This window comes from Nocardia sp. NPDC057440, assembly GCF_042802915.1.
Classification (GTDB): Bacteria; Actinomycetota; Actinomycetes; order Mycobacteriales; family Mycobacteriaceae; genus Nocardia.
Window position 1 is genome coordinate 57,912 of record NZ_JBHVDF010000001.1, and the last position, 24,969, is coordinate 82,880.

Below are 24,969 nucleotides of genomic sequence, written 5' to 3' on the forward strand. Positions count from 1 at the left end.
TGCGCCGTCAGCGTCCGAGCTCGTCGTAGAGCGTGCGCAGATCACGCAGCCCGGCGGCGGCGGTCTGTTCGTCCTCGGCGATCATTCGCAACGCTCGTCGCAACAGCACCGGATCCAAATCATCCATGGCCGAATGGAATTCGATCTTCGGGAGCTTCGGCAACTCGGTCCGGTCGCCGTAGGGATCATCGGACTGCGACGGATTCGGGTCCCGTTCGATGCCCGCGATGAGCGTGTCCAGATCGAGCCCGCGCAGCGTCAGAATCTCGCGCGGGCGTTCGTCGAGCCGTTCGGCGAGCAGGTAGCAGGTCGCGGCGACGTGCTTGCACGGCCAGCCGGGATCCGGGCAGGTACAGGCGAAATCCAGATCCGCGGCCGTGGTCGGCAAAAGATGCGGGCCAAGTCCCGTCGGCAATGCGCCGGAAGCGATCTCGGCGAGCATTCCCGGTGCGGTGCGGATGGTCTCGATGAGCAACGCCAGTTCCTCCTCCCGCAGCGGTCGGACGGTGAACACCGCCGTGAACGGACGAGGCTGGCTGCCCTGCACTTCGGCGGTCACCGCGCCCGGCTCGATCCGATAGCTCACCACCTGCCCGGATCTGGCATAGGTGCGGCCACGGGCCAGCCGACCCGGCTCCGACATGGCCTCCACTGCCTCGATCAGTGCCTTCCCCCACCAGGTGTGCCCGAATGCGCCACGGCGGCTGCGCGCTTCGACCCCGCCCGACACCGGGCGGCGCTTACCGTACTCGCGGTAATCGGCGTAGCGACTCAATCGCCTACCGCCTCGGCCCCGAGGGCGAACAGGTCACGCAGTTCGTCGGTGCTCAGCTCGGTGATCCAGTTCTCCCCCGCATCGATAGCCAGATCGGCGAGTTGCCGCTTGCCGCTGATCATTTCGTCGATCCGCTCCTCTATGGTGTCGACGCAGATCAACTTGCGCACCTGCACATTGCGCTGCTGACCGATGCGGAACGCACGGTCGGTGGCCTGGTTCTCCACCGCCGGATTCCACCAGCGGTCCAGGTGCACCACGTGATTGGCCGCGGTGAGGTTCAGTCCGGTGCCGCCTGCTTTGAGCGACAACAACATCAATGGCGGGCCGTCGAGCTCCTGGAACCGGGTCACCATGGTGTCGCGACGCTTCTTCGGCACACCACCGTGCAGGAACGGGATCTCGGTGCCGAAACGCTCGATGAGGTAGGGCGCGACGAGGTCGCCGAATTCGCGGAACTGGGTGAACAGCAATGCCTTCTCGCCGTCGGCGAGCACGGCGTCGAGCACGTCCTCCACCAGGGCCAGCTTGCCCGAGCGATGGCTGCCGCGATGCAGCACACCGGATCCGTCGCCGAGGAAATGCGCCGGATGGTTGCACACCTGCTTGAGGCGGGTCAGCGCCCCGAGCACAGCGCCCTTGCGCGCCATGCCCTTCGCGTCCCTGATCTTGTCGATCATGTCGTCGACCACCGCTTGATACAGGGCCGCCTGCTCCACCGTCAGGTTGGCCCGCACCGTCATTTCCAGCTTCTCCGGCAGGTCGCTGATCACGGTGGGATCGGTCTTCACCCGGCGCAGCACGAACGGCTGGGTGATCATGCGCAAGCGGCTGACCGCGTTCTCATCACGCTCGCGTTCGATGGGCACGGCGAAACGCGCGCGGAAGGACTGCGGTGTTCCCAGTAGCTTCGGGTTCGCGTAGTCCATGATCGACCGCAGCTCCTCCAGCCGGTTTTCCACCGGAGTTCCGGTGAGGGCCAGCCGATGCCGTGCCCGCAACGACCGTGCCGCCCGCGCCTGCCTGGTCGCCGCGTTCTTGATGTGCTGCGCCTCGTCGAGCACGATCCGATCCCACTGCCTGCGACCCAGCTCGGCGGCATCCCGAGCCAGCAGCGCGTAGGTCGTGATCACCAGATCCGCCGCCGCCACCGCCGCGTCCAACTCGTCACCGGCCAGCCGCCCGACCCCGTGATGCACCCACACCCGCAGATCCGGCGCGAACCGCTCGGTCTCGCGCTGCCAGTTGCCCACCACCGACATCGGGCACACCAGAAGGGTCGGCCCCGGCGAACCCTCGCCCGACTGTCCACCACCGCCGTGCCACCCGCCCGCCGCTTCGCGCTCGTGCACCAGCAGGGCGAGCACCTGCACCGTCTTGCCGAGACCCATGTCGTCGGCAAGGATTGCGCCGCACCCCAATCGGCTCATGGTGGCCAGCCAGGACAGGCCGCGCTCCTGGTAGGGCCGCAGTTGTGCCTTCAGTCCGATCGGCGTGGGCACCGGTTCGGGTTCGCGCGCCTGGTCGAGCAGTTGGGCGGCCCAGCCGGTCGCGGTGACTTCGGTGATCGGCACCTTCGCGACATGGCCCGCGCCGAGTTCGCCGATCAGATCGGCGAAGGTGAGTTCGGTGTCGTCGGTGTGAGCGGCGACGTAGCGGGCCGCGGCGGCGAGCACCTTGTGGTCGGCCTGCACCCACTCGCCGCGCAGCTGCACCAGGTCGGATTTGGCGGTGATCAGTCGGTGCATCTCGGCCTTGGTCAGCACGGTGTCGCCGAGCGCGAGTTCCCAACGGTAGGAGACGAGTCCGCGCATGCCGACGGTGCTCTCGGCGGCGGGCACGGCGCTGTCCACCCGCATGCGCATGGTCGGGGACGAGATGTTCCAGGCCCGCGGCAGCATCAGTCGAATGCCGTCCGCCTGCAGCGCGTGCGCACCGTGGGCGACCAGGTCGACGACCACCGCGGTCGGCAGCAGCAGATCCAGCGTGCGCGGGTCACTCGGCAGGTCGCGCAGCCGCGGATAGGCACGTTGCGCGACCCCCAGCTTTTCCACCGCGGTGCGGACCAGACTCGGATCACCATGCAGCGGTACGGGGCTCGGGGCCTCGCCCTCGGTTTGCAGGCACACCTCCAAGCGCCACAGGGCCACCGACTCGTCCTCGGTGCCGAGTTCGCCGTCCGGCTCCAGTAGCCGCAACACCAGATTCGGCTCATCACCGGTCAGGCTCACGCGCCACCGCTCGAGCGCCTCGGCCAGCTGGTGACTTCCGCCGTCCAGCGCCAGATCACCGAGCAGCGCGGCCACCAGCGGATGCGTCGACTCCCCGAGGTCGAGCAGTTCTCTGGCAATGGGATCGGTGAGTTCGGCGACCATGTCGTCGAGCACTGCGCCGGGTCGACCGGCAACGCGTAGCGCGGCGGGCATGGCCACCGCGAGTTCGGCGAGCCAGGCGCGCTGCCGCTCGCCGCCGACCAACCGCCAGCGCACCCACCATTGGCCGTCGTCTCGGCGCAGCTCCGGCACGATCCGGCCGGCCCGCGCCCAGCGTTCGATGCCGTGCGCGACATGGGCGAGGAAGCGCAGATCCCCCGCGACCGCCTCGGCGGGCAACCGCTGCCGCAACGCGCCCGCCGCCGCGGCCGGCGCCATGGCGTGCGCGCGCACCTGCTGGGTCGCCGCCGCGTGCGCACGCGGGTGCGCCGCCGCGTGTCCACGCGCTTGCTCGGTCGCCATCGCGTGTGCGCCCCCGGCCGGGGACCCATGCACCGGCGTTTGCTCCGCATCCGACCCGATGACCAGCACCTGCGCCCGATGCCGGAATCGCGATGTCCGCAGCACACTGCCCAGCGGATCGGGTAGCTCGACGACCGGCGAGTGCTGCCACAGCAGCAACCCCGATCCCGGCGACCACAGACCGTGCAGCATCAATCCATCCAAGCAGGCGGGTCCGACACTCCCGCGCGGGCCGTCGCGCCGGATTCCTGGATTTCTGAGCGCGCTCGGAACATACTGGGATATCCCCTGGTCATGGCGGCTGAATCGGAACCAGGTGCCAGCGGGAAGCTTAGGTATCTACCACAGAGTTTTAGGTATCTATGAAAGGCGGAGGGCAGCAGCATGACGATTCTGCTCCAGGCACTCGAGCAGAGCTTCACGCCTACGACGCCGTGGGAACGACGCAGATTCACCTTCGTGAATACCGCCAAGATCGTCGGTATGCGTCTGGACGGACAGTGCGGCGTGTGGCTCGACCTGTCCCGCCCCGGTGAATCACAACGCTTGGCCCGCACACTGGATCCGCATGACGCGATCACCTTCCTGCTCACCGCCTTCGCCAAGATCGCGGAGTGTGAGGAACGCGGCGGATCGTGGCTGATCGGGCATGACGGCGTGCGCGTCGAATCCATCGCGGCCACCAGGTTCCCGCCACGCTCGAGCGAAGTCACCGACGACGAGTTGCTGGCTCGCGCTTGGTTGTGAGGTCGGCCCACGGCGATTTCTGTACCGGGCGCACGATCTCCGGGTTCTACAGATGTCGGTTCACGCGGGTAGATCCGACGTCTTGCCGACATTCGGCGATGGCTGCTGCGCTCAGCGCATGGCTGCCGCCCGCCCGTGCGGGCAATGCCCTACGTGGGTAAATCCAGCACTGTCACCATCCGACATGACCTGCCGGTGACCGCCGACCGACAACGCCGCGCCGAACGACGTCGCCCGCGCCTGCCGTGATCGAACCTCAGCTGCCGGTGGCGACCGGACGCTTGGGATCGTTCGACCATTGCGACCACGAACCCGGATAGAGAGCGGCCTGCACACCGGCGACCGCCAGAGCGGCGACCTGATGCGCCGCGGTGACGCCGGAACCGCAATACACGGCGACCGCGCCGGAGCCGAATTGGGCGAAGCGGCTGCGCAATTCGTCCGCCGCGCGGAAGCGTCCGGCGGCATCCAGGTTCGCCGAGGTCGGCGCGCTGTGCGCGCCGGGGATATGTCCCGCCTGCGGATCGATCGGCTCCACCTCGCCGCGAAAGCGCTCGCCCGCGCGCGCATCGAGCAGCACGCCGTCCCATTTGGCGGCCGCGTCGGCGTCGATGGTCGGCAGGTGCCCCGGGCTGAGCTGCACATCGCCGGGTTCGGGATCCGGCTCGCTGCCCGCGGCGATCGCACCGCCCGCACCCGTCCATGCGGGCAGTCCGCCGTCGAGGATCCGCACATCGGCGATTCCGGCCCAGCGCAGCAGCCACCAGGCCCGCGCAGCCGCCATGCCGCCGGTCGCGTCGTAGACGACGACGGGATCACCGGTCCGCACACCCCAGCTGCGCGCGCACTTCTCCAACTGGGCGACCTCGGGCAGCGGATGACGTCCGCGCGCAGGCGAAGGCGGCGCGGCCAGTTCGGTCTCCAAGTCGACGAACACCGCGCCGGGAATGTGGCCGTCGAGATAATGCTGCGGGCCATCCGGGTCACCCAATGCCCAGCGCACATCGAGCAGGCGAACCCGCTTGTCCGCCAAGGCTTCCCGCAACTCCCCTGCCGAGATAAGTACCGCGCGCACCACAGCTCCTCGTTCAGAATCCGTACCCTCGAGCACCGACTTTCCCCACCCTACGCAGGTGCGGGCCGCGGTGTCCGGGCGGATCGCAGGAACTCGCCGGTAGTTCCGATCCGGCCCGGGTCCGCGGTCCTGTCCGCGTCGCGGCCGGAATTCAGTCCAGTTCCGGACCACTGGCTGGTGACATGCGGCGGCGGTGACGGGCAGTATCCCGGGGATGTCCCAGGTTTCCCCGGCGTCCGAAACGACCGATCCGATGTCGGATTCGACCATGCCGCACGAACCGACGGCCCTTCCCGGATCGACGGTTGCGTCGGAGCCGACCGACTCGTCCGAGCACACAGTGCCGGCCAGGTCGAGCGTGCCGCCGGAGCCGACGATCGCGACCGCTTCGAGCGGGTCACCCTCGCCGGTCGGGTTGCCCGAAGCCAAGGGAGACTCCACCGAAACAGGGCTCGCACACCCGCTCGGGGCCGGGGTGGTCACCGCTCTGGTCGGGTTCACCAGTTCGTTCGCGGTCGTGCTCGGTGGTTTGACCGCGGTCGGGGCCACCTCGGCGCAGGCGGCGTCGGGGCTGCTCGCGATCTGTGTCACCCAAGCGGTCGGCATGATGTTGCTGAGCTATCGGTATCGAATGCCGATCACGCTGGCGTGGTCGACGCCGGGTGCCGCGCTGCTCGCGAGCACCGGTGCGGTGGCGGGCGGCTGGGCCGCGGCGGTCGGCGCGTTCGCCCTCGCCGGTGTGCTGATCGTCATCACCGGGTTGTGGCAGCGGCTGGGCCGGCTGGTTGCCACGATTCCGGTGGAGATCGCACAGGCCATGCTTGCGGGCGTGCTCTTGCCACTGTGTCTGGCTCCCGCGAAAGCGGTGCAGACCAGTCCGGCGGTGGTGGTTCCGGTGATCGGCGTCTGGCTGGTGCTGCAACGCGTGGCCAAGCGGTGGGCGGTGATCGCGGCGTTCGCCACCGCGGCCGTGGGGGCGGGGATCAGCATCACGGTGCAGCACAAGCACCTCGATCTCGCCGCGATGACGCCCTCGATCGAACTGACACTGCCGCACTGGAATTGGCAGGCGATGATCGGCGTCGCGATTCCGCTCTACATCGTCACGATGGCCTCGCAGAACCTTCCAGGCATCGCGGTGATGAGTTCCTTCGGCTACAAAGTGCCGTGGCGCGCGGCCATGAGCGTCACCGGCATCGGCACTATTCTCGGCGCTCCCGCCGGCGGCCACGCGATCAACCTGGCCGCGATCAGCGCCGCCCTCGCGGCCGCGCCCGCGGCGCACCCGGACCCCAAGCGACGCTGGATTGTGGCATTCACCGTGGGCATCACCTACCTGGTCCTCGCGCTCGGCTCGGCCGCACTGGTCACCCTGATCGCCACCGCACCGAAGGGCACCCTGGAAACCGTTGCGGGCCTCGCTCTCCTTGCCACCCTGGCCGCGGCATTGGCAGGCGCACTGAAGTCGGAGCAGCACCGCGAAGCAGGCGTCGTCACCTTCTTGATCGCCGCGTCCGGCGTCGGCTTCCTCGGCATCGGCGCGGCCTTCTGGGCGCTGATCGCCGGACTGGTGGTCCGCACGGTCCTCACACACCGCACAGCTGAGGCCTGAACCCTCAGCGTGCGGGTGCGGCACCGACCACTGCGAGCGCCGAAGTGACTGTGTCCGTCAGTGTTTCGGCCACCGGTACCCCATAGCGCCGCGCGGTCGACACCAGGTAGCGGTTGCGCTCCGGGTTCGGGCAATCCGGCGGACACCCGAGGACGACCCGGCCCGAGCGGGCATACAGGCCGAACTCCACGTTGGTCGTGAAGCCCGGCAGCCGCCGAATATCCCGCGGGATCCAGAACAGGATCACGCCGGCGCTGTCGAGTCCGGCGACCTCCCAATCGACCTGATCCTCGTAGTCCGATTTCCGCAGTCCGCCCGCGGTTTCCGGAGCAAGCACCAGCAGCGATCCAGGACCTTGCCAGTGCGCTTCGATGGCGGCTATGGCAGCCGGACGCCAGGACGGCGTTTCGGCGTCCCGTGGTGTCGGGCCGGCGAGGAACACGCTCGGCCCGGCCGGGATGGGCTCGCGCGCCCAGATCACAGTGACTCGGTCGTTCATGCGCGTTCCGCCTCCATGCCTTGCCGTCGGGGACCGGTCCTATGAGACCACAGACCCGGATCGGCAAGCGGGTAAGTGGTTGGGCCCGAGCGGGGACGGCTGCCCTGTTCTTCGCGGTGATGTACCGGGCCGCGCACCCGTGCATCGGCGAAGGTGCGACTACATGCGGCCGAGGAGGGTCAGCGGGTCCTCGAGGAGACCTGCGACGGTCGCGAGGAATCGGGAAGCGAGCTCACCGTCGATCATGCGGTGATCGAAGCTGATGCCGAGGGTAGTGACCCAGCGGACGGCCACCTCGTCGCGGAACACCCAGGGCCGCTTGCGGATCGAGCCGAGGCACAGGATCGCGGCCTCGCCGGGATTGACCAGCGGAACCCCGATGTCGACACCGAACACTCCGACATTGGTGATGGTGAAGGTACTGCCGCGCAGGTCGGTGGGCGTCGCGCTGCCCGACCGGGCCGTGTCGGCCAGCCAGCCGATCTCCTGGCACAGCTCCCGCAGGCTCAGCGCATGAGCTTCCTTGAGATTGGGCACCAGCAGGCCGCGGTCGGTGGCCACCGCGATGCCCAGATTCACATAATGCTTGGTGACGATCTCCTGCTTCGCCTCGTCCCAGAATGCGTTGAGATCGGGGAATTCCGCGAGGGCGGCGAGAACGGACTTGGCGATCAGCGCGAGCGGAGTCAGCGTCAGCCCCTGGAACGACGTCGTGGTGCGCAGGTGGTCGAGCAACTCCATCGATGCGGTGAAGTCGAGGGTGACGAAGGCGCTCGCCTGCGGGATGGTGCGAGCGCTCGCCACCATGGCCGCCGCGGTGCGCTTGCGAATACCGCTGATCGGGGTGCGTTCTTCGCGGGCGGCGGGCCGGATCAGGCCGTGATCGCTGTCCGACCGCGGGTCCGCCGCTGCCCGCGCCGGGGCGGGAGTGGCGGCCGGGCGCGGCTGGGAGACCGGGACGGCGTCGCGGACATCCTCGACGGTCACCGCACCGTCAGGTCCGGAGCCTGGGACGTACCAGAGGTCTATCCCGAGTTCGCGGGCGAGCCTGCGGGCCGCCGGTGTCGCCGCGGCTCGGTCGGTCTGCGGCACCGGTGTGGCCGTATTATCCTGCGGCGCGTCGGGTTCCACCGCAGCGGGAGCAGGCCTGCGGCGACGGGAAACCGCTTCCTCTTCGGGACCGTAGCCGACGAGCACGGCGGTGCGCCCGGTGCCGTTCGCCGAACTGTCCGGCACCGAACTGTCCTGTTCCACGGCGGTCGGCGCGGGGGCATCCGCCTCGGTGCGCACGCGGATCAGCGGCGCGCCCACCAGCACCGTGTCGCCCGGCTGGGCGAGCAGTTCGACGACCGTCCCCGCGAACGGCGACGGCAGCGCGACGACGGCCTTGGCCGTCTCGACCTCCGCGATCGTCTGATTCAGCTCCACCGTGTCGCCGGCGCCCACCGACCAGGACACCAGTTCGGCGTCCGCGAGCCCTTCGCCGAGGTCGGGTAGCCGGAATTCCAGATCTGCCACGGAGGCACCTCTCACTGAGCGGGCGAGGTCAGGCGGCGAGCGAGCGATCGACCGCCGCCAGGATGCGGTCGGGGTCGGGCAGGTGGTGCTTTTCGAGCTTAGCCGGGGGGTAGGGGATGTCGAATCCGCCGACGCGCAACACCGGCGCCTCCAGGTGATAGAAGCAGCGCTCGGTGATGCGCGCGGCGATTTCGGCGCCGAGCCCCGCGAAAACCGGCGCCTCGTGCACCACGACCAGCCTGCCGGTCTTGGTGACCGACGCCTCGATGGTGCCGAAGTCGATCGGCGAGAGGCTGCGCAGATCGATCACCTCGAGCGAATGCCCTTCCTCGGCAGCGATTTTCGCCGCGGTCAGCGCGGTCGCCACGGTGCCGCCGTAGGCGACGACGGTCGCGTCGGCGCCGGGTACGCACACTCGCGCCCGGTCCAGCGGGATCTCCTCGATCGCGGCGAAGTCGACGTCGGCCTTGTCCCAGTAGCGCCGCTTGGGTTCGAAGAAGATCACCGGGTCGTCCAGCGCGATCGCCTGGCGGATCATGAGATACGCGTCGGCCGGGTTGGTCGGTGTCACTACCCGTAGTCCGGCGGTGTGCGCGAAATAGGCCTCCGGCGACTCCGAATGGTGTTCCACCGAGCCGATCCCGCCGCCGAACGGGATGCGAATCGTGAGGGGCGCGATCACCTTGCCCTGTGACCGAAAGTGAATCTTGGCGACATGCGAGACGATCTGGTCGAATGCTGGATACACGAAGCCGTCGAACTGGATCTCGCACACCGGCCGGAAGCCGCGCAGCGCCATGCCGAAAGCCGTTCCGATGATGCCGGATTCAGCGAGCGGGGTGTCGACGACGCGATTGTTGCCGAAGTCTTTCTGCAAGGTATCGGTCACCCGGAACACGCCGCCGAGGTGGCCGATGTCCTCGCCCATCAGCACGACCTTCGGGTCGTCTTCCAGCGCCCGCCGCAATCCCGCGTTGAGGGCGGCCGCGAAGGTGGTGATCATGAGTGGACTCCTTCCTGGTGCACCGCAGCCTCGCCGGGATCGCCGGCCAGATACTGCGCGTACTCGCTCCGCTCCTGGGTGATCAGCGGATGCGGGGTGGCATAGACGTGCTCGAACAGTGCCATCGGCGCCGGGTCGGGCATACCGATCGTCGCGGATCGCACCTGATGCGCGACCTCGTCGGCGTGCGCGGCGACTCGCCGTTCGAATGCCTCGTCCCACAGCGACTCTCGTTCCAGCAGCTTGCGCAGGCGGTCGATCGGGTCGCGGCGCTTCCACTCCTCGGTCTCGGCGGCGGAGCGGTAGCGGGTCGGATCGTCGGCGGTGGTGTGCGGGCCGATTCGGTAGGTGATGGCCTCGATGAACGACGGGCCGCCGCCCGACCTGGCCCGTGCGATGGCCTGCCTGGTCACCGCCAGCACCGCGAGCACATCGTTGCCGTCGACCTGGAGGCCGGGAATGCCGTAACCGTAGGCGCGGCGCGCGATCGGCGTCGCGCTCTGGATGCGCACCGGGGAGCTGATCGCCCAGTGGTTGTTCTGGCAGAAGAACACCACCGCCGCACTCCAGCTCGCGGCGAAGCCGAGCGCCTCGGCGAGATCGCCCTGACTGGTCGCGCCGTCGCCGAAATAGGCGATGGTCGCGATTTCCGCGCCCTCGAGGTGGGCGGCGTAGGCGTAGCCGGTCGCATGCAGACCCTGGGAGCCGACAATGATGTTCGGGTTGGTCATGTTCACCGCGTGCGGATCCCAGCACGAGTGCGCGACGCCGCGCCACAGCCGGGTCAGTTCGGTGGGATGGACGCCGCGGCAATAGGCGACAGCATGCTCGCGGTAGCTGCAGAACGCGTAGTCGTCGGGGTGCAGTGCCCGCGCGGAGCCGATCTGGGCGGCCTCCTGGCCGAGCATCGGGGCCCACAGCCCGAGTTGGCCCTGGCGTTGCAGTGCGGTGGCCTCGATATCGATCCTGCGGGTGACGACCAGATCCTCATAGAGGTCGCGCAACTGCTCGGGCCCGATATCGGCGACCAGCGCGGCATACTCCCGGTCGAACACCCGACGGCCGTCGGGCTGGATCAATTGAATGGGATACGCAGACTTGTCTGGCATCGTGATCGCCTCCTCACCACGGGCGCCGAGCGTATGTGTCCTACATCACACAGCATGCCTCAGATGTCGATCTGCGCAAGTGTTCGGCATGCGAGTGAGCAGAATGCCCAATTCCAGCACCGCCCCCAGTGTCATACTGCGTTGTATGTCCAGTAGAGAACCCGTCGACGCCACCTTGGACGCCACCGATGCGCGGCTGCTGCTGGAACTCGTCGCGAATCCACGCGCGACCGGCGTGGAGCTGGCCACCCGGCTCGGGCTCTCGCGCAATACCGTGCAGGCCCGGCTGGCGCGCTGGGAGGCGAGCGGTGTGCTCGGCAGCTTCGAGCGGCGGGTCCACGCGCGAGCTCTCGGCTATCCGCTGTCGGCCTTCGTCGCGGTCGTCGTCGATCAGCATCAGCTGGATTCGGTGGTCGACGAACTCGCCGAGGTGCCGGAGGTGACCGAGGTGTGCGGCATGACCGGGCCGACCGACCTGACCGTCCGGGTGGTCGCCCAGGACGCGGACGACCTGTACCGGATCGCCGGGCAAATCCTCAAGATCCCCGGCGTGGAACGCACCAATATGGCGCTGGTGATGCGGGAATTGGTCGGGCCGCGCACCGCTCCGCTGCTCGACCGGCTGGCCGGGTCGGGTTCCTATCCGCGGTCGCCACTGGAACCCGGCAGCCGTCCGTAACAACGACGCTGTACGAGGTGGTCGCCGAGTTCTAGGGTGCGGGCATGGATATTTCGGGCAAGGTTGCGATCGTCACCGGAGCGGGTGCGGGCATCGGGGCCGCGCTGGCGCGAGAGCTGGCCGCGAACGGTGCGCGGGTGGTGCTCGCCGACCTGGATGCGGACGCCGTCGCGGGCGTCGCCGATTCGATCGGCGCGAGCGCGGTGGCGGTCGGCGGCGATGTCGCCGACGAGAAGGTGATCCAGGGGTTGATCGATCGCGCCGCCGCCGAGTTCGGCCCGGTGGACCTGTATTTCGCCAACGCCGGAATCGGCGGCGGACCAGGGCTCGACAGCACCGACGCGCAGTGGTCGGCCGCGCTGGAAGTCAATGTGCTCGCCCATGTGCGGGCCGCGCGACTGCTGATGCCTGACTGGCTCGAGCGCGGCAGCGGCTATTTCGTCAGCACCGCGTCGGCGGCCGGACTACTCACCCAGATCGGCTCCGCACCGTATTCGGTGACCAAGCACGCCGCCGTCGGCTTCGCCGAATGGTTGTCGGTCACCTACGGAGACAAAGGGATCCGCGTCAGCTGCGTATGCCCGATGGGCGTCGACACTCAGCTACTACGCGGCGGGCTCATCCCCGAAGACGCCGCCGCAGGCGAACTCGCCGTCAAAGCCGTCACCACCGCGGGCGCAGTGCTGACACCCGAGCAGGTCGCCGAGGCCATCCTCGCAGGCGTAGCCGCCGAACACTTCCTGATCCTCCCCCACCCCGAAGTCCTGAAAATGTACCGCCACAAAGGCGCCGACTACGAGCGCTGGCTCGACGGCATGCGCCGCTTCCACTCCGCCCTCCAGAGTTAGCCGATACCCGAACAGTCGAATGGCGGCCCAGGAGCGCTGCCCCAACCACCGTTTCACTACCGCCGATAACCTGACGGCCCGCCGGAAGGTCCGATGACGCGCGATGGGTGCGGCGGTCTACTCGGTGACGAGCGTGGCGGCAGCAGTTCGGATGATCTCGGGAATCTCTACCGGCTTGCGGGTCTCGGCGTCGACGTACACATGCACGAAGCTGCCCGTGGCGGCAAGCTCGAGAGCGTCGCCGTCTTCGCGGAAGATCGCCAGGTCGTAGGTGATGCTGGAGCGCCCGAGCCGGGAAATGCGCAAGCCGACCTGAAGTCGGTCGGGAAAGCTCAGCGAGCCCAGGTATTGGCAGGAAGTCTGGGCGACCACACCGAGCGCGGGCAGCTCCCGAATGTCGGTGCCGGTGGCCTGAATCAGCCACGCATTGACCGCGGTGTCGAAATACGAGTAGTACGTCACGTTGTTCACGTGCCCGTAGTGGTCGTTATCGGCCCACCGGGTCGGCACCGGCCAGAGAACTGGATACTCCTGTGTCACCCGGCCGACGATAGCTCAGCAGGGGTCGCGCCTTGACGGTGGTCGCGTGGGCTGACACCGAAGTGACGTTTGAACGCGGTGCTCAGCGCGAAGGCGCTGCCGTAGCCCACTTGGCGGGCGATCGACTCGATGGTGGCGTCGGACTCCTGGAGGTGGTCGGCGGCGAGTGCGAGACGCCATTCGGTGAGGAATGCCATCGGTGGCTCGCCGACCAGGTCGGTGAAGCGGCGGGCCAGTGCGGCTCGTGAGACGCCGACCGCCTCGGCCAGGCTGGCGACCGTCCAGCCGTGCGCCGGGTTGTGCTGCAGGAGCCGCAGCGCTTTGCCGACCAGTGGATCGCTGTAGGCGTGGTACCACGCGGGTGCGTCGTTGCGGGCGAACCAGGCGCGCAGCGCGGTGATCAGGACCAGGTCGAGCAAGCGGTCCAGGACCGCGGTCTGGGCGGGCTCGTCCTTGGCGGCTTCGTCGACGAGCAGGTCGAGCAGCCGGTTGTCGAGGTCGCCGCGCGACAAGACGACGACGGGCGGCAGGGCACGGAGTAGGCGCTGGCTGGCCGCGCCCGCGGACTCATAGGTGCCGGTCACCATGGCGGTGGCGGCGTCCGCATCGGTTCCCCATTGACGCGTGCCGAGACTCAAAGTCTCGCACAGGATTTCACCGTCGGGAGTCTTGGTGACATTGCCGGGGTCGATATAGATCTGTGGTTCGGTGGCGGGGTCGTCGGCGAGTGTGTAGTGGTCGGGTCCTCGGAAGATGGCGACATCACCCGCACTCAACTTCCGTGGCGCGGCAGGCTTTCCACCCGGCTCTGTCATCACCCACGCGGTGCCGCGGATCATCGACACCACCGTCAGCGGGGCCTGGTCCTGAATACGCAGCGACCACGGCGGGTCGAGCAGCGAGCACATGACGAACGCACCTCTGGCGCGTGGACCTTCGAGCAGACTGGCGAGCGCATCCACACGACAACAGTAGACGAATACACATGATCATGAGCCGCTGAGCTATGTCCCGTCTCGAGCTGTGCCGGTGTACTCGAACCATGACAAACAGCACCACTCACCAGCACCTCATCCTCGTCACCGGCGGCACGGGCAAGACCGGCAGCCGCATCGTGACCCGATTGCGGGCGGCCGGTCATCCGGTCCGGATCGGCTCCCGCACCGCGGACGTCCCGTTCGATTGGGAAGACCACGCCACCTGGACTCCGGCACTGACCGGTGTCGACGCGGTGTACATCGCCTACCAGCCCGACCTCGCCGTGCCCGGCGCACCGGTGGCCATTGGCTCATTCGCCGCCGCGGCCAAGGCCGCCGGAGTAAGGAAGCTCGTACTGCTGTCCGGCCGCGGCGAGCCGGAGGCACTGGAATGCGAGCAGATCGTGCAGGATTCCGGCCTCGACTGGACCGTTGTGCGCTGCAGCTTCTTCGCCCAGAACTTCAGCGAGGGCGCCTTCACCGACTATGTGCTCGCCGGCGAGGTCGCGCTGCCCAACGGTGATGTACCCGAGCCGTTCGTGCACGCCGACGATATTGCCGACGTGGCTGTCGCCGCGCTCACCGAGGACGCGCACAAGGGCGAGGTCTACGAGCTGACCGGACCGCGCGCGCTGACCTTCGCCGAGGCGGTTGCCGAGATCGCGGCGGCGACCGAGCGCGAGATCGCCTACATCCCGCTCTCCCGGACCGATTTTATTGCGGCATTGACCGAATACCACGTTCCCGCCGATGTGGTCAGCCTCCTCGACTACCTGTTCGGCACGGTGCTGGACGGCAGGAACTCCGCGACCGCGGACGGCGTGCACCGCGCGCTCGGCAGGCAGCCGAAGGACTTCGCCGAGTACGTCCGGGATGCCGCGGGCTCCGGAGTCTGGAACACACCGGGTCAGTAGGGTCGGCCACCGGGTGGGTGGATCGCGACGCCACGATCGCCCCACCCGGCCCGTGGTGAACTCGCGATCCGAACAGCCCGTGGCCACGACCGCGGCGAGACCGCTCGCCCATCGGAAATATCGTCGGTACCGTCGAATTGGTGGCGACCTCGACGATCGACCCCGCGACCCGTCTCGCTCGTGCCGCAGTGTTCGTGGTCTTCGCGCTGAACGGTTTCCTGCTGGCTATGTGGGTGGTCCACATTCCGGCCGTCACCGATCACACCGGCGTCTCGAAGTCGACGCTGGGTATGTTCATCCTGCTGATGGCAGGCGCGGGCATCGTCGGCATGCGGATCGCGGGCCCGCTCGCGGACCGCTTCGGCAGCCGCACCCTGGTCGGCGTGGCCGCGGCCATCGCGTCGGTCGCGGTGCTCGGCCCCGGCCTTGCCACCGGCCCTGTCACGCTGGCTATTGCGCTGGCCTGCTTCGGTTTCGGCAACGGAGCACTGGACGTGTCGATGAATACCCAAGCGGTACACGTGGAACGCACCTATGGACGCCCGATCATGTCCGCATTCCACGCGCTGTTCTCCGGCGGCGGACTCCTCGGATCGCTGATCGGCGCGGCGACGCTGCGGGCAGGTTGGGACGCGCGACCGACCTTGACGCTCGCGGCGATCGCCGGCTTGATCGTCACCGCCGCGGTGGTCCCGCTACTGCTGCGCGATACCCGATCCGAATCGAGGGTTTCCGAACCGTCCCCCGCGCCGACGCCACCGCCCGCACTGCCGGATGGGGGCAGCCGAACAGAATCGATCGACAGCCCCGGAGCGCAGGCGAGGCGGCAGCCCAGTCGTGCGGATCAGAACCGAAAGGTGCTGGCGCTGGCAGCTATAGCCTTCGGTGTGCTGCTCGCCGAGGGCGTGGCCAACGACTGGAGCACACTGCAGATGCGCGAGCATCTCGGAGTCGAGGATGCCACCGCGGCACTGGCCTACAGCGCCTTCTCGATCACCATGACCGCGGGCCGATTCACCGCGGACCGCATCAGCGGCGCGTTCGGCCGTGTCATGTTGGTCCGCTACGGCAGCGCACTCGCCGCCCTCGGCCTCGGCCTGATCATGGTGTCGGGCTGGGTACCGCTTTCCTTGCTCGGCTGGGCCATCGCGGGCCTCGGCCTGTCCGGCATCGTCCCCCAGATTTTCACCGCGGCAGGCAACCTCGGTACCGACACCGCCGCGACCGACATGTCGCGCGTCTTCAGCCTCGGCTACTTCGGCCTGCTCGCCGGCCCCGCGGTGATCGGCTGGCTCACCGCCCTGGTGCCCCTCACGGTCGCGATGGCCGTCCCGTTCATCGCCGTACTCCTGTGCTGCCGCTACGCGGGTGCTGTCGCTCCGCAACGGAAATGATGCTGGACGCACTGCGGCAACCGCCGCGAAAGTGTTGCGCCGCAGCCGACGGCCACGCCGGTATGTTCGTAGGATGTTCGACAACAACAGACTCGAGCGCAAGATCGAACGGCTCGAACGCAAGCTCGATCTGATCATGAAGCATCTCGGCATCACCGACCCCGCCGCGACGCTCGGGCACACCGAGATCGACGAACTCATCCTGCAGGGCAAGAAGATCCAGGCCATCAAGCGCTATCGGGAACTCGACCCGAGCGCCGGGTTGAAGGAGGCCAAGGACGCGGTCGAGGCTCGCGAACATCAGCTCGGGCACCGCTGACTCCGCGACGCGGGAAAGCCCGCCTCCGCGAACGGAAACGGGCTCTCCCGATCCCGGTGCGGCCTGAGAGAGCTTGTGCACCAGGGAGTTTCGAAGCAATGCGAATGCCCCGCTTGCTGTCTTTACAGCGCCTTGAGTTCCTCGGTGACCGCGCCGACGGACTTCTTGGCGTCACCGAACAGCATAGAAGTGTGGTCGGCGTAGAACAGCGGGTTGTCGATACCGGCGAAGCCGGAATTCATCGAGCGCTTGAGCACGATGACGCTCTTGGCCTGGTCGACGTTCAGCACCGGCATGCCGTAGATCGGCGAGGCCGAGTCCTCGCGAGCCGCCGGATTGGTGACGTCGTTGGCGCCGATCACCAAAGCCACATCGGTACGGCTGAATTCGCCGTTGATGTCGTCCATTTCCTTGAGCGCGTCGTAGGAGACCTCGGCCTCGGCCAGCAGCACGTTCATATGGCCGGGCATGCGTCCCGCGACCGGATGGATGGCGTACTTGACCTCGACACCCTTGGCTTCGAGCAGCTCCGCCATTTCCTTGACCGCGTGCTGAGCCTGGGCGACAGCCATACCGTAGCCGGGGACCACGATGACCTGGTTGGCGTACGCCATCTGGATCGCGGCGTCGGCGGCGGAGGTGGCCTTGGCCTGCTTGGCCTCGCCGTCACCACTCGCGCCGGGAGCCGTTCCGCCACCACCGAATCCACCGGCGACGATGGCCGGGATAGACCGGTTCATCGCCTTGGCCATCAGGTTGGTGAGGATGGTGCCGGACGCGCCGACGATCATGCCCGCCACGATCATCGCGGTGTTGTTCAGCGCGAGACCCGCGGCGGCGGCCGACAATCCGGTGAGCGCGTTGAGCAGCGAGATGACCACGGGCATGTCCGCGCCACCGATCGGCAGCACGACCGCGAGGCCGAGCACAGCGGCGAGCACGAGCACCGCGATCATCCACAGCTGCGACACACCGTCATCGGTGGCGCCGATACCGATCACCACGGCCGCTGCGATCGCGCCGAGTAGCAGCAGCAGGTTCAGCGGCTGCTGGAGTTTGCCGAGGCCGATCGGACGGCCGGGCAGAATCTCCTGCAGCTTGCCGAAGGCGATCAGCGAGCCCCAGAACGAGATCGAGCCGATGATCGCCGCGAACAGCGAACCGACCACGATGTGCACGGTCGGCTCTTCATCGAAACTCGAGAAACCTTGGCTGTTGATGAATTCCGACCACGCGATCAGCGCGACCGTGCCACCGCCGACGCCGTTGAACGCGGCGACCAACTGCGGCATGGCGGTCATTTTGGTGAACTTCGCGGGCGGTACACCGAGGGCGATACCGACCACGAGCCCAGCGATGATCAAGATCCAGTTACTGGTGTGGCGCACCGAGATCAGGGTCGCGACAACGGCGATGAACATGCCGACCGCGGCGATCAGGTTGCCGCGCACCGCGGTCTTCGGACCGGTGAGGCCCATCAGGCCGTAGATGAACATGCCGAAGGCCACAATGTAGAGGCCGTTGACCAGATAGGTCACATTGTCGAAGGTGTGCATCAGTTATCCGCCTTTACCGGCGCAGCGGCCTTCTTGCCCTTGAACATGCCGAGCATCCGGTCGGTGACCACGAAACCACCGATGACGTTCAGTGTTCCGAACACGACGGCGACGAACAGAATGATCTGCGTCAGGATCGAGGGATCCTGCACATTGCCGAGGGTGACCAGCGCGCCGAGCACGACGATGCCGTGAATGGCGTTGGTGCCCGACATGAGTGGGGTGTGCAGCGTGTTGGGCACCTTGGAGATGACGGCGAAGCCGACGAACCCGGACAGCACCAGGATCGCGATGTTGGCGAGCAGTTCGGTGTACATCAGGCATCACCCTCACGTGTCACGCAGGAATCGGCGAGCACCTGATCGCTGAAATCGGGCGCGAGCTTGCCGTCGACCAGCATCAGTTCCAGCAGTGCCGCGATGTTCTTCGAGTACAGCTCGCTGGCGTGCTCGGGCATCGTGGCGGGCAGGTTCAGCGGCGAGGCGATGGTGACCTCGTGCTTGACCACGACCTCACCGGGCTCGGTGAGCTCGCAGTTGCCACCGGTCTCTCCGGCCAGGTCGACGATCACGCTGCCGGGCTTCATGCCCTCGACCGCTGCGGCGGTGACCAGGCGCGGCGCCGGACGGCCCGGCACGAGCGCGGTGGTGATCACCACGTCGAAGCCCTTGATGGCGTCTTCCAACGCCTGCTGCTGAGCGGCCTTTTCCGCATCGGTGAGTTCACGGGCGTAGCCGCCCTCACCGGCGGCGTCGATGCCGAGGTCGAGCCACTGCGCACCGACCGAGCGCACCTGATCGGCGACCTCGGGGCGCACGTCGTAGCCGGTGGTGCGGCCGCCGAGGCGCTTGGCCGTGGCCAGCGCCTGCAGTCCGGCGACACCGACGCCGAGCACCAGGACGGTCGCGGGCTTCACCGTGCCCGCCGCGGTGGTGAGCATCGGAAAGAATCGCGTCGATTCCGACGCCGCGAGCAGCACGGCCTTATAACCGGCGACGTTGGCCTGCGAGGACAGTGCGTCCATCACCTGGGCGCGCGAGATACGCGGGATGGCCTCGACCGCGAATGCCTGCACCCCCGCGGACTTCAGCGCACCGATCTGGTTCTCGGCGTTGCGCGGGGCGAGGAAGCCGATGAGGGTCTGTCCGCTGGACAGCTTCTGCACCTCGGCGTCACTCGGCGGGGCCACCTTAACGACCACCTCGGCCGACCACGGGTCGCCGATAGTCGCGCCTGCCTCGACATAGGCGGCGTCGGGGATGAGCGCGCCAAGACCGGCGCCCGTTTCGACCACCACGTCCACGCCGTGCTTCAGCAGGCTGGGGATGATCTTCGGCACCAATGCGACACGCCGTTCGCCCGCGTTTGACTCGCGAACGACTCCGACACGCGCGCCACGTGGCGATTGATCGCCTACGCTCTGCGTTGTCTCCACTTGTCAGACTTCCTTCTCGTGCTGAGCTTCAAGCAACCGGACGACGGCCGGACGATGTTACTTCAGAGTAAGTTCGTCCAAATCCTCGCAACTGTACCCGGCTCGCGGTGAGCGTAGCTGAGATGGCCGTCACACATTGCTGCCGGATTCCACCGGTATGCCGGTTCCGGGGTGTTGGGGCGGACATGGTCGGTACCTCCGGCACTGGCGATTGATCGGGACATGCTGCGCTCCGATGGTGGTCGCCGCAGGTGAACGCGACAAGACCGAACGTAGAAGTCCTTTACCAACCCCGAGGTTCGCGAACAGGTCAGCGGCTCGAGACGCCGGCCGACAGTGACGTGCATCATGCCGAATGCCGCATTCGGGGTACGCCGCACTCGTCGTACGCCGTATGGTCGGCGATGTGAACGACTGCGTCTTCTGCCGCATCGCGGCGGGCGAAGCCCCGGCGACGAAGGTCTACGAGGACAACACGCTGTGCGCCTTCCTCGACATCCGTCCCATCGCGCGCGGCCACACCCTGGTGATCCCGAAGCGCCACGCCACCGAACTGGAGGACCTGGACGCCGAGCTCGGCGCACACATCTTCCGGGCCGGACACCGGCTCGCCCTGGCGATTCGCCGCAGCAGCCTGGCCGCCGACGGCGCCAATCTCGTCCTCAACGACGGCACCGCGGCCTTTCAGACCGTGCCGCACGTGCACCTGCACGTCATACCGCGCAGACACGGCGACAAGCTGCGCTTCGCGGCCGGACTGCTCCTGCGCCGCCCGCATGACGCCGCGACCACCGCCGCGGCCATCAAGGGCGGGATCGCGGCACTGGACAACGAACAAGAGCCGAGCAACGACGAGGCGGAGCCGACCGGCCGCGCCGAGAAAGGACCACAAGGATGACCGACCCGACCCTGGACCGGATCGAGCTGATCGGCACGCTGTCCCAACAGTGGGACGCCATCGCGGCACTGGTCTCGGATCTCGACGAAGACCGTTGGCGCACACCGTCTCCGCTGCCGTGCTGGACGGTATTCGATGTGGTCGCCCATGTCATAGGCACCGAATCGTGGCTGCTCGGCGAGCGGCCGCCCGCGCACGATCCGACCAGGGAGAAGACCGATGTGCGCGCGCTCCCCCACGTGCGCAACGAGACCGCCGTCCTCAATGAGATCTGGGTCGACCGGTTGCGGCCGCTGTCGGGTGCCCGGCTGCTCGAGCTCTACCACGATGTCATCGACCGCAGGCGCGCGGCGCTCGCGGCGGTCGGCGACGTCGAATGGCAGGCCGAAACTCCCTCGCCGATCGGCCAGGTCAGCTACGGCCGGTTCATGCGGGTGCGGCTGTTCGACTGCTGGATGCACGAATTCGATATCGCCGACGCGCTCGGTGTGTCCGTCGAGGAGGGCGGCAGGCGCGGTGAACTGGCGTTCGCCGAGTTCGCCGGTGCGATCCCGCGGGTGGTCGTCAAGCGCGGCAAGGCACAGGACGGTGCGCGAATCACCTTCGAGCTGACCGGCCCGCTGGCCAGGACGCTGCACATCCAGGTCGCGGGCCGGGCGGCGTACGTGGACGCGTTCGATACCCCCGCTGACGTCGAGATCCGCTTGGACTCCGGTCTTTTCGTCCGCCTCGGCGGCGGAAGGACCGTCGCCGACAAGCACCTCGACGAGATCGCCATCAGCGGCGACGAACAGCTCGGCCTGCAACTGGTGCACAATCTGGCCTTCACGATCTGAGCCGCGGTGCGACTGTTCCTGTCCAGCTACCGATTCGGGGCGCACTACGACCGGCTCGCCGCACTCGTCGGCACGCCGGGCCGGGTTGCGGTGATTCCCAACGCCTGTGATGCCTGGCCCGCGGCATGGGCGGGCGCGGTCACCAGCGACTCGGTGCCGCTACGCAAGCTCGGCTATACGCCGGAGACGCTCGATCTGCGCGATTACCTCGGGCGCGCAACGGAATTGGAGCGGGCGCTGGCCGAATACCCGCTGGTGTGGGTGCGCGGCGGCAATACTTTTGTGCTGCGCGCCCAATTCGCCCGCAGCGGAGCAGATCTGGTGCTGCGGAAGTTGCTGGCCGACGACGCGCTCGTATACGCGGGATACAGCGCGGGGGCCTGCATCATGGGCCCGGATCTGCACGGCCTCGACGAGCTGGACGATCCCGCCGAAGTGGCGCCGAGCTGCGGCGTCGAACCCCGATGGGACGGTATGGGATTGGTCGACCGACCGATCGTGCCGCACATCGACTCCGCGACGGACCCGGACGGTTATGGCAACCGGCTCGCCGCGCGCTACCGGGCCGAAGGCACTGCGCACTGGGCGCTCACCGATGACGATGTGGTCGTGATCGATGGAGACAAGACCGAGGTGCTGCGCTAGCCGGAACTTCGGGCGTCCGTGCGGCGGAACACCACCCAGCGCATCGCGCTGTACATATAGACCGCTTCGCAACCACCTGCCAACAGCCTCGACAGGTGGTACTCGAGGCCGAGGGCGGTCAGCCCACTGCCGACACCGAGGATGAACGCGACGTAGTTGATCGTGACAACCACGGTGTACACCACCGCCTGCCTGCCGACCGGCGCATGCGAATGGAAATTGAAGGTGCGATTGAGCACGAAGCTCAATCCGAAGGCGCATACGTAGGCCACCGTCACCGACAGCCAGACCGGAAGGCCCCACCAGCCGTGCAAGGCCGTCAGCAACACCAGGTCGACGCCGAAGGTGCAGCCGTTGATCAGCGCGAAGCCGAGGAAGGTCGGGGCGACAAGACCATCAAGGCCCCAGGGCAAGCGCGCGACGACGGCCACGCACCAGCGGGTGAACCTGTCGGCAACGGTGTCGGTGGTCGTCGCGAGGCCTGGCACGCCGCCAGCATGGCAGCGACAGGTGTCCACGAAGTGATCGCCGGGCAAACCGGCAGGTCTAACGGCCGCAATCACCCGATCCGAGTGAGCGGAGGACGGCGGTCGAACGCCGACCACGCGGCCAGAGTGCGCCTGCGGGTCATGTCGTCGGCCTCCTCCAGCAGTGCGTCGAGCAGGACGAGCGGGTCTTGTCGCCATTGCTCGGCGACGGTCGCCAACGCCGCTTTGTCGAAGACTCCGGAACGATCCAGCGCGGTGAGCCATTCGCCGAACTGGCCCGCATGAATTCGGCGCAGCACGCTCGCATCGATCCCACCGTCGAGGAACTCGTGCGAGAACATCGCCGCGACCAACTCGCGGTAGTCCGGTGATACGACCTGCATCAGTGCCTCCTCCAAACGCCGAACGCGCCCCTCGCCTGAAATTGTTACCACCAGCGGGCCCGAGCACCACCTCCCAACAGCGAGGACACCACCCCGAGCGAGCTACCCCCCGCCGACGCGCGGGTCTGTCCGGCACGGTGCGGACCGCGATTCCGGCCGCCGATCAACCTGCCGCCCGATGTCATGAATACCCGGCGGCGGGTCCGGCCACGGTCGAGCAGATACCGTGACCTGTGTGGAACTGGATGACCTGATCGCTCGGCTGCCCGACGGTGCGGTGCTGACCGACGCCGATCTGCTCGAAGGCTACCGACAGGACTGGGCGCGCGACCCCGATGCCGGCGTTCCGCTGGCCGTCGTGCGCGCCACCAGCACCGACGATGTCGCCGCGACGCTGCGTTTCGCACACGCGCACAAGATCGCGGTGGTCCCGCGCGGCGCCGGGTCCGGACTGTCCGGCGGCGCGACGGCCGTCGAGGGCGGCATCGTGCTGAGCACCGAGCGCATGCGCGCCATCGCCGTCGACCCGGTCACGCGCACCGCGGTGGTGCAGCCCGGGCTGCTCAATGCCGAGGTCAAACGCGCGGTCGCGGAGGAGGGTCTGTGGTATCCGCCGGACCCCTCGTCGTTCGAGATATGTTCGATCGGCGGCAACGCCGCCACCAACGCGGGTGGTCTGTGCTGTGTGAAGTACGGCGTGACAACCGATTACGTGCTCGGCATGGAGGTGGTGCTCGCCGACGGCACCGTAGTGCGCCTGGGTGGTCCCCGACTCAAGGACTCGGCCGGGCTGTCGCTGACCAAGTTGTTCGTCGGCAGCGAGGGCGCACTCGGCGTGATCACCGAACTGACACTGCGCCTGTTGCCCGCGCAACCGCCGCAGAGCACGGTTGTCGCATCGTTCGCGACGCTGACCGCCGCCACGGACGCCATTCTCGGCATCACCGGGAAGCTACGCCCGTCCATGCTCGAGTTCATGGACGCGGTGGCCATCAACGCGGTCGAGGACGAGATGCGGATGGGACTGGACCGCAACGCGGCGGGCCTGCTGGTCGCGCGCTCGGACGCACCGGGCGAATTCGCCCGCAACGAGGCCGAAATCATGGTGGCCGTGTGCGAGCAGGCGGGCGCCACCGAGGTCTTCCACACCGAGGATCCCGAGGAGGGCGAAGCCTTCACCGCCGCACGACGTTTCGCCATTCCGGCGGTGGAGAAGCTGGGACCGCTGCTGCTGGAGGACGTCGGGGTGCCGCTGCCGCGCCTCGGTGACCTGATCAATGGCGTCGCGGCGATCGCGGCACACAACGACGTGCTCATCTCGGTGATCGCGCACGCGGGCGACGGCAATACCCACCCGCTGATCGTGCACGACCCGACCGACGCCGCCATGACCGAACGCGCACACCGCGCCTTCGGCGAGATCATGGACCTCGCGATCGCGCTCGGCGGCACCATCACCGGCGAACACGGTGTCGGCAGGCTGAAGAAGGCGTGGCTGCCCGATCAGCTGGGCCCTGACGTGATGGCGCTGACCCGGCGTATCAAGGACGCGCTCGACCCGCATGGCATTCTCAATCCCGGCTCGATTCTGTAGACCAGGCCCGACCAACACGACAGCCGCAGGAACATTCCCGGCCGAGAAGGAGTTTCATCAGATCATGACCACCAGGCTCGAGCACAACGCCGTCGATACCCGCTTCGAGATCTATATCGACGACACCCTCGCCGGGTACGCCGACTATGCCGACGCCGAGGACACCAAGGTCCGCGACTTCCACCACACCATGACCTTCCCCGAATTCCGCGGCCGCGGCGTGGCCGCGCAGGTGGTCGAGTACGCGTTGAACGAGTCGCGCGGCGCGGGCTTCACGGTCATCCCCACCTGCTGGTATGTCGAGAAGTACATCGCCGAGCATCGCGAATACGCCGACCTGGTCGCCTAGTTCCCGTATCGGCCGACCACCGCCGATGCCCACTCACCACG

General features: G+C 67.8%; 26 protein-coding genes. 12 read left to right on the forward strand and 14 right to left on the reverse strand.

All coding sequences use genetic code 11. The features are described 5' to 3' along the window. Window positions 1–7: 7 nt before the first annotated feature. The gene (locus tag ACFU4Z_RS00280; RefSeq protein WP_379058144.1) at window positions 8–775 is read right to left on the reverse strand and encodes a hypothetical protein; all 768 of its coding nucleotides are present in this window, start codon (window positions 773–775) and stop codon (window positions 8–10) included. Then, entirely contained in the window at window positions 772–3,702 is a 2,931-nt protein-coding gene (locus tag ACFU4Z_RS00285; RefSeq protein WP_379058147.1) for a DEAD/DEAH box helicase, read from the reverse strand. The genes ACFU4Z_RS00280 and ACFU4Z_RS00285 overlap by 4 nt, the downstream gene beginning before the upstream one ends. 192 nt (window positions 3,703–3,894) lie before the next feature. On the opposite strand from ACFU4Z_RS00285, the gene ACFU4Z_RS00290 reads away from it, so the two are divergent. Beyond that, a complete protein-coding gene (locus ACFU4Z_RS00290; protein ID WP_379058149.1) occupies window positions 3,895–4,257 on the forward strand; it encodes a hypothetical protein in 363 nt (120 codons plus the stop codon). A gap of 256 nt (window positions 4,258–4,513) precedes the next feature. On the opposite strand, the gene ACFU4Z_RS00295 is transcribed toward ACFU4Z_RS00290, so the two are convergent. Then, window positions 4,514–5,332, reverse strand: coding sequence for a sulfurtransferase (locus tag ACFU4Z_RS00295; RefSeq protein ID WP_379059271.1), 819 nt, complete (start codon window positions 5,330–5,332; stop codon window positions 4,514–4,516). Window positions 5,333–5,747: 415 nt separating this feature from the next. On the opposite strand from ACFU4Z_RS00295, the gene ACFU4Z_RS00300 reads away from it, so the two are divergent. Continuing rightward, complete coding sequence (locus ACFU4Z_RS00300; RefSeq protein WP_379058153.1) at window positions 5,748–6,944, forward strand: benzoate/H(+) symporter BenE family transporter; 1,197 nt, start codon at window positions 5,748–5,750, stop codon at window positions 6,942–6,944. 4 nt (window positions 6,945–6,948) lie between these two features. On the opposite strand, the gene ACFU4Z_RS00305 is transcribed toward ACFU4Z_RS00300, so the two are convergent. From ACFU4Z_RS00305 to pdhA, 4 genes are all read right to left on the reverse strand, one after another. Further along, window positions 6,949–7,443: a nucleoside 2-deoxyribosyltransferase domain-containing protein gene (locus tag ACFU4Z_RS00305; RefSeq protein ID WP_379058155.1), complete on the reverse strand. Its 495-nt coding sequence runs from the start codon at window positions 7,441–7,443 to the stop codon at window positions 6,949–6,951. A gap of 159 nt (window positions 7,444–7,602) precedes the next feature. After that, entirely contained in the window at window positions 7,603–8,961 is a 1,359-nt protein-coding gene (locus tag ACFU4Z_RS00310) for a dihydrolipoamide acetyltransferase family protein (RefSeq protein WP_379058158.1), read from the reverse strand. A 28-nt stretch (window positions 8,962–8,989) separates the two neighbouring features. Then, the gene (locus ACFU4Z_RS00315) at window positions 8,990–9,964 is read right to left on the reverse strand and encodes an alpha-ketoacid dehydrogenase subunit beta (RefSeq protein ID WP_379058161.1); all 975 of its coding nucleotides are present in this window, start codon (window positions 9,962–9,964) and stop codon (window positions 8,990–8,992) included. Beyond that, entirely contained in the window at window positions 9,961–11,073 is a 1,113-nt protein-coding gene (gene pdhA / locus ACFU4Z_RS00320) for a pyruvate dehydrogenase (acetyl-transferring) E1 component subunit alpha (RefSeq protein WP_379058164.1), read from the reverse strand. Before pdhA ends, ACFU4Z_RS00315 begins: the two co-directional genes overlap by 4 nt. Window positions 11,074–11,218: 145 nt before the next feature. On the opposite strand from pdhA, the gene ACFU4Z_RS00325 reads away from it, so the two are divergent. Next, the gene (locus ACFU4Z_RS00325) at window positions 11,219–11,752 is read left to right on the forward strand and encodes an Lrp/AsnC family transcriptional regulator (protein ID WP_379058166.1); all 534 of its coding nucleotides are present in this window, start codon (window positions 11,219–11,221) and stop codon (window positions 11,750–11,752) included. Window positions 11,753–11,796: 44 nt separating this feature from the next. Next, on the forward strand, window positions 11,797–12,600 hold the full coding sequence (locus tag ACFU4Z_RS00330) for an SDR family oxidoreductase (protein WP_379058169.1): 804 nt from the start codon (window positions 11,797–11,799) through the stop codon (window positions 12,598–12,600). 117 nt (window positions 12,601–12,717) lie between these two features. Here the strand turns inward: ACFU4Z_RS00330 and ACFU4Z_RS00335 are convergent, their stop codons facing one another. After that, window positions 12,718–13,140, reverse strand: coding sequence for an acyl-CoA thioesterase (locus ACFU4Z_RS00335; RefSeq protein ID WP_379058171.1), 423 nt, complete (start codon window positions 13,138–13,140; stop codon window positions 12,718–12,720). Further along, window positions 13,137–14,102: an AraC family transcriptional regulator gene (locus ACFU4Z_RS00340; RefSeq protein WP_379058173.1), complete on the reverse strand. Its 966-nt coding sequence runs from the start codon at window positions 14,100–14,102 to the stop codon at window positions 13,137–13,139. Before ACFU4Z_RS00340 ends, ACFU4Z_RS00335 begins: the two co-directional genes overlap by 4 nt. Before the next feature lie 80 nt (window positions 14,103–14,182). Between ACFU4Z_RS00340 and ACFU4Z_RS00345 the strand changes: the two genes are divergently transcribed. From ACFU4Z_RS00345 to ACFU4Z_RS00355, 3 genes are all read left to right on the forward strand, one after another. Next, complete coding sequence (locus ACFU4Z_RS00345; RefSeq protein WP_379058175.1) at window positions 14,183–15,031, forward strand: SDR family oxidoreductase; 849 nt, start codon at window positions 14,183–14,185, stop codon at window positions 15,029–15,031. A 140-nt stretch (window positions 15,032–15,171) separates the two neighbouring features. Further along, complete coding sequence (locus ACFU4Z_RS00350; protein WP_379058178.1) at window positions 15,172–16,425, forward strand: MFS transporter; 1,254 nt, start codon at window positions 15,172–15,174, stop codon at window positions 16,423–16,425. A gap of 73 nt (window positions 16,426–16,498) precedes the next feature. Further along, the gene (locus tag ACFU4Z_RS00355) at window positions 16,499–16,744 is read left to right on the forward strand and encodes a hypothetical protein (RefSeq protein WP_379058182.1); all 246 of its coding nucleotides are present in this window, start codon (window positions 16,499–16,501) and stop codon (window positions 16,742–16,744) included. Between the two features lie 122 nt (window positions 16,745–16,866). Here the strand turns inward: ACFU4Z_RS00355 and ACFU4Z_RS00360 are convergent, their stop codons facing one another. Genes ACFU4Z_RS00360 through ACFU4Z_RS00370 form a run of 3 tightly spaced genes read right to left on the reverse strand, consistent with a single transcriptional unit; the run spans window position 16,867 to window position 19,735 of the window. Next, window positions 16,867–18,282, reverse strand: coding sequence for an NAD(P)(+) transhydrogenase (Re/Si-specific) subunit beta (locus tag ACFU4Z_RS00360; protein ID WP_379059272.1), 1,416 nt, complete (start codon window positions 18,280–18,282; stop codon window positions 16,867–16,869). 17 nt (window positions 18,283–18,299) lie between these two features. Further along, on the reverse strand, window positions 18,300–18,617 hold the full coding sequence (locus ACFU4Z_RS00365; RefSeq protein ID WP_379058185.1) for an NAD(P) transhydrogenase subunit alpha: 318 nt from the start codon (window positions 18,615–18,617) through the stop codon (window positions 18,300–18,302). Beyond that, window positions 18,617–19,735 (reverse strand): Re/Si-specific NAD(P)(+) transhydrogenase subunit alpha, encoded by a 1,119-nt coding sequence (locus ACFU4Z_RS00370; protein ID WP_379058188.1) that lies wholly within the window; start codon window positions 19,733–19,735, stop codon window positions 18,617–18,619. The genes ACFU4Z_RS00365 and ACFU4Z_RS00370 overlap by 1 nt, the downstream gene beginning before the upstream one ends. A 406-nt stretch (window positions 19,736–20,141) precedes the next feature. Between ACFU4Z_RS00370 and ACFU4Z_RS00375 the strand changes: the two genes are divergently transcribed. The 3 genes from ACFU4Z_RS00375 to ACFU4Z_RS00385 are packed head-to-tail and all read left to right on the forward strand — an operon-like array spanning window position 20,142 to window position 22,114. Further along, entirely contained in the window at window positions 20,142–20,633 is a 492-nt protein-coding gene (locus tag ACFU4Z_RS00375; RefSeq protein ID WP_379059273.1) for an HIT family protein, read from the forward strand. Next, entirely contained in the window at window positions 20,630–21,469 is an 840-nt protein-coding gene (locus ACFU4Z_RS00380; RefSeq protein ID WP_379058192.1) for a maleylpyruvate isomerase family mycothiol-dependent enzyme, read from the forward strand. The genes ACFU4Z_RS00375 and ACFU4Z_RS00380 overlap by 4 nt, the downstream gene beginning before the upstream one ends. Window positions 21,470–21,475: 6 nt before the next feature. Further along, window positions 21,476–22,114, forward strand: coding sequence for a Type 1 glutamine amidotransferase-like domain-containing protein (locus tag ACFU4Z_RS00385; RefSeq protein ID WP_379058195.1), 639 nt, complete (start codon window positions 21,476–21,478; stop codon window positions 22,112–22,114). Here the strand turns inward: ACFU4Z_RS00385 and ACFU4Z_RS00390 are convergent. Together ACFU4Z_RS00390 and ACFU4Z_RS00395 are read right to left on the reverse strand one after the other, a co-directional pair. Further along, the gene (locus tag ACFU4Z_RS00390) at window positions 22,111–22,602 is read right to left on the reverse strand and encodes a GtrA family protein (protein ID WP_379058198.1); all 492 of its coding nucleotides are present in this window, start codon (window positions 22,600–22,602) and stop codon (window positions 22,111–22,113) included. The genes ACFU4Z_RS00385 and ACFU4Z_RS00390 overlap by 4 nt on opposite strands. A gap of 71 nt (window positions 22,603–22,673) precedes the next feature. Beyond that, window positions 22,674–22,985 carry a hypothetical protein gene (locus ACFU4Z_RS00395; protein ID WP_379058201.1) on the reverse strand — a complete coding sequence of 104 codons (312 nt, stop codon included), beginning with the start codon at window positions 22,983–22,985 and terminating at the stop codon, window positions 22,674–22,676. Between the two features lie 235 nt (window positions 22,986–23,220). Here ACFU4Z_RS00395 and ACFU4Z_RS00400 point away from each other — a divergent pair, with 235 nt between their 5' ends. Together ACFU4Z_RS00400 and ACFU4Z_RS00405 are read left to right on the forward strand one after the other, a co-directional pair. Then, entirely contained in the window at window positions 23,221–24,579 is a 1,359-nt protein-coding gene (locus ACFU4Z_RS00400) for an FAD-binding oxidoreductase (RefSeq protein WP_379058204.1), read from the forward strand. A gap of 64 nt (window positions 24,580–24,643) precedes the next feature. Next, window positions 24,644–24,928 carry a GNAT family N-acetyltransferase gene (locus ACFU4Z_RS00405; protein ID WP_379058207.1) on the forward strand — a complete coding sequence of 95 codons (285 nt, stop codon included), beginning with the start codon at window positions 24,644–24,646 and terminating at the stop codon, window positions 24,926–24,928. Window positions 24,929–24,969: the final 41 nt, after the last annotated feature.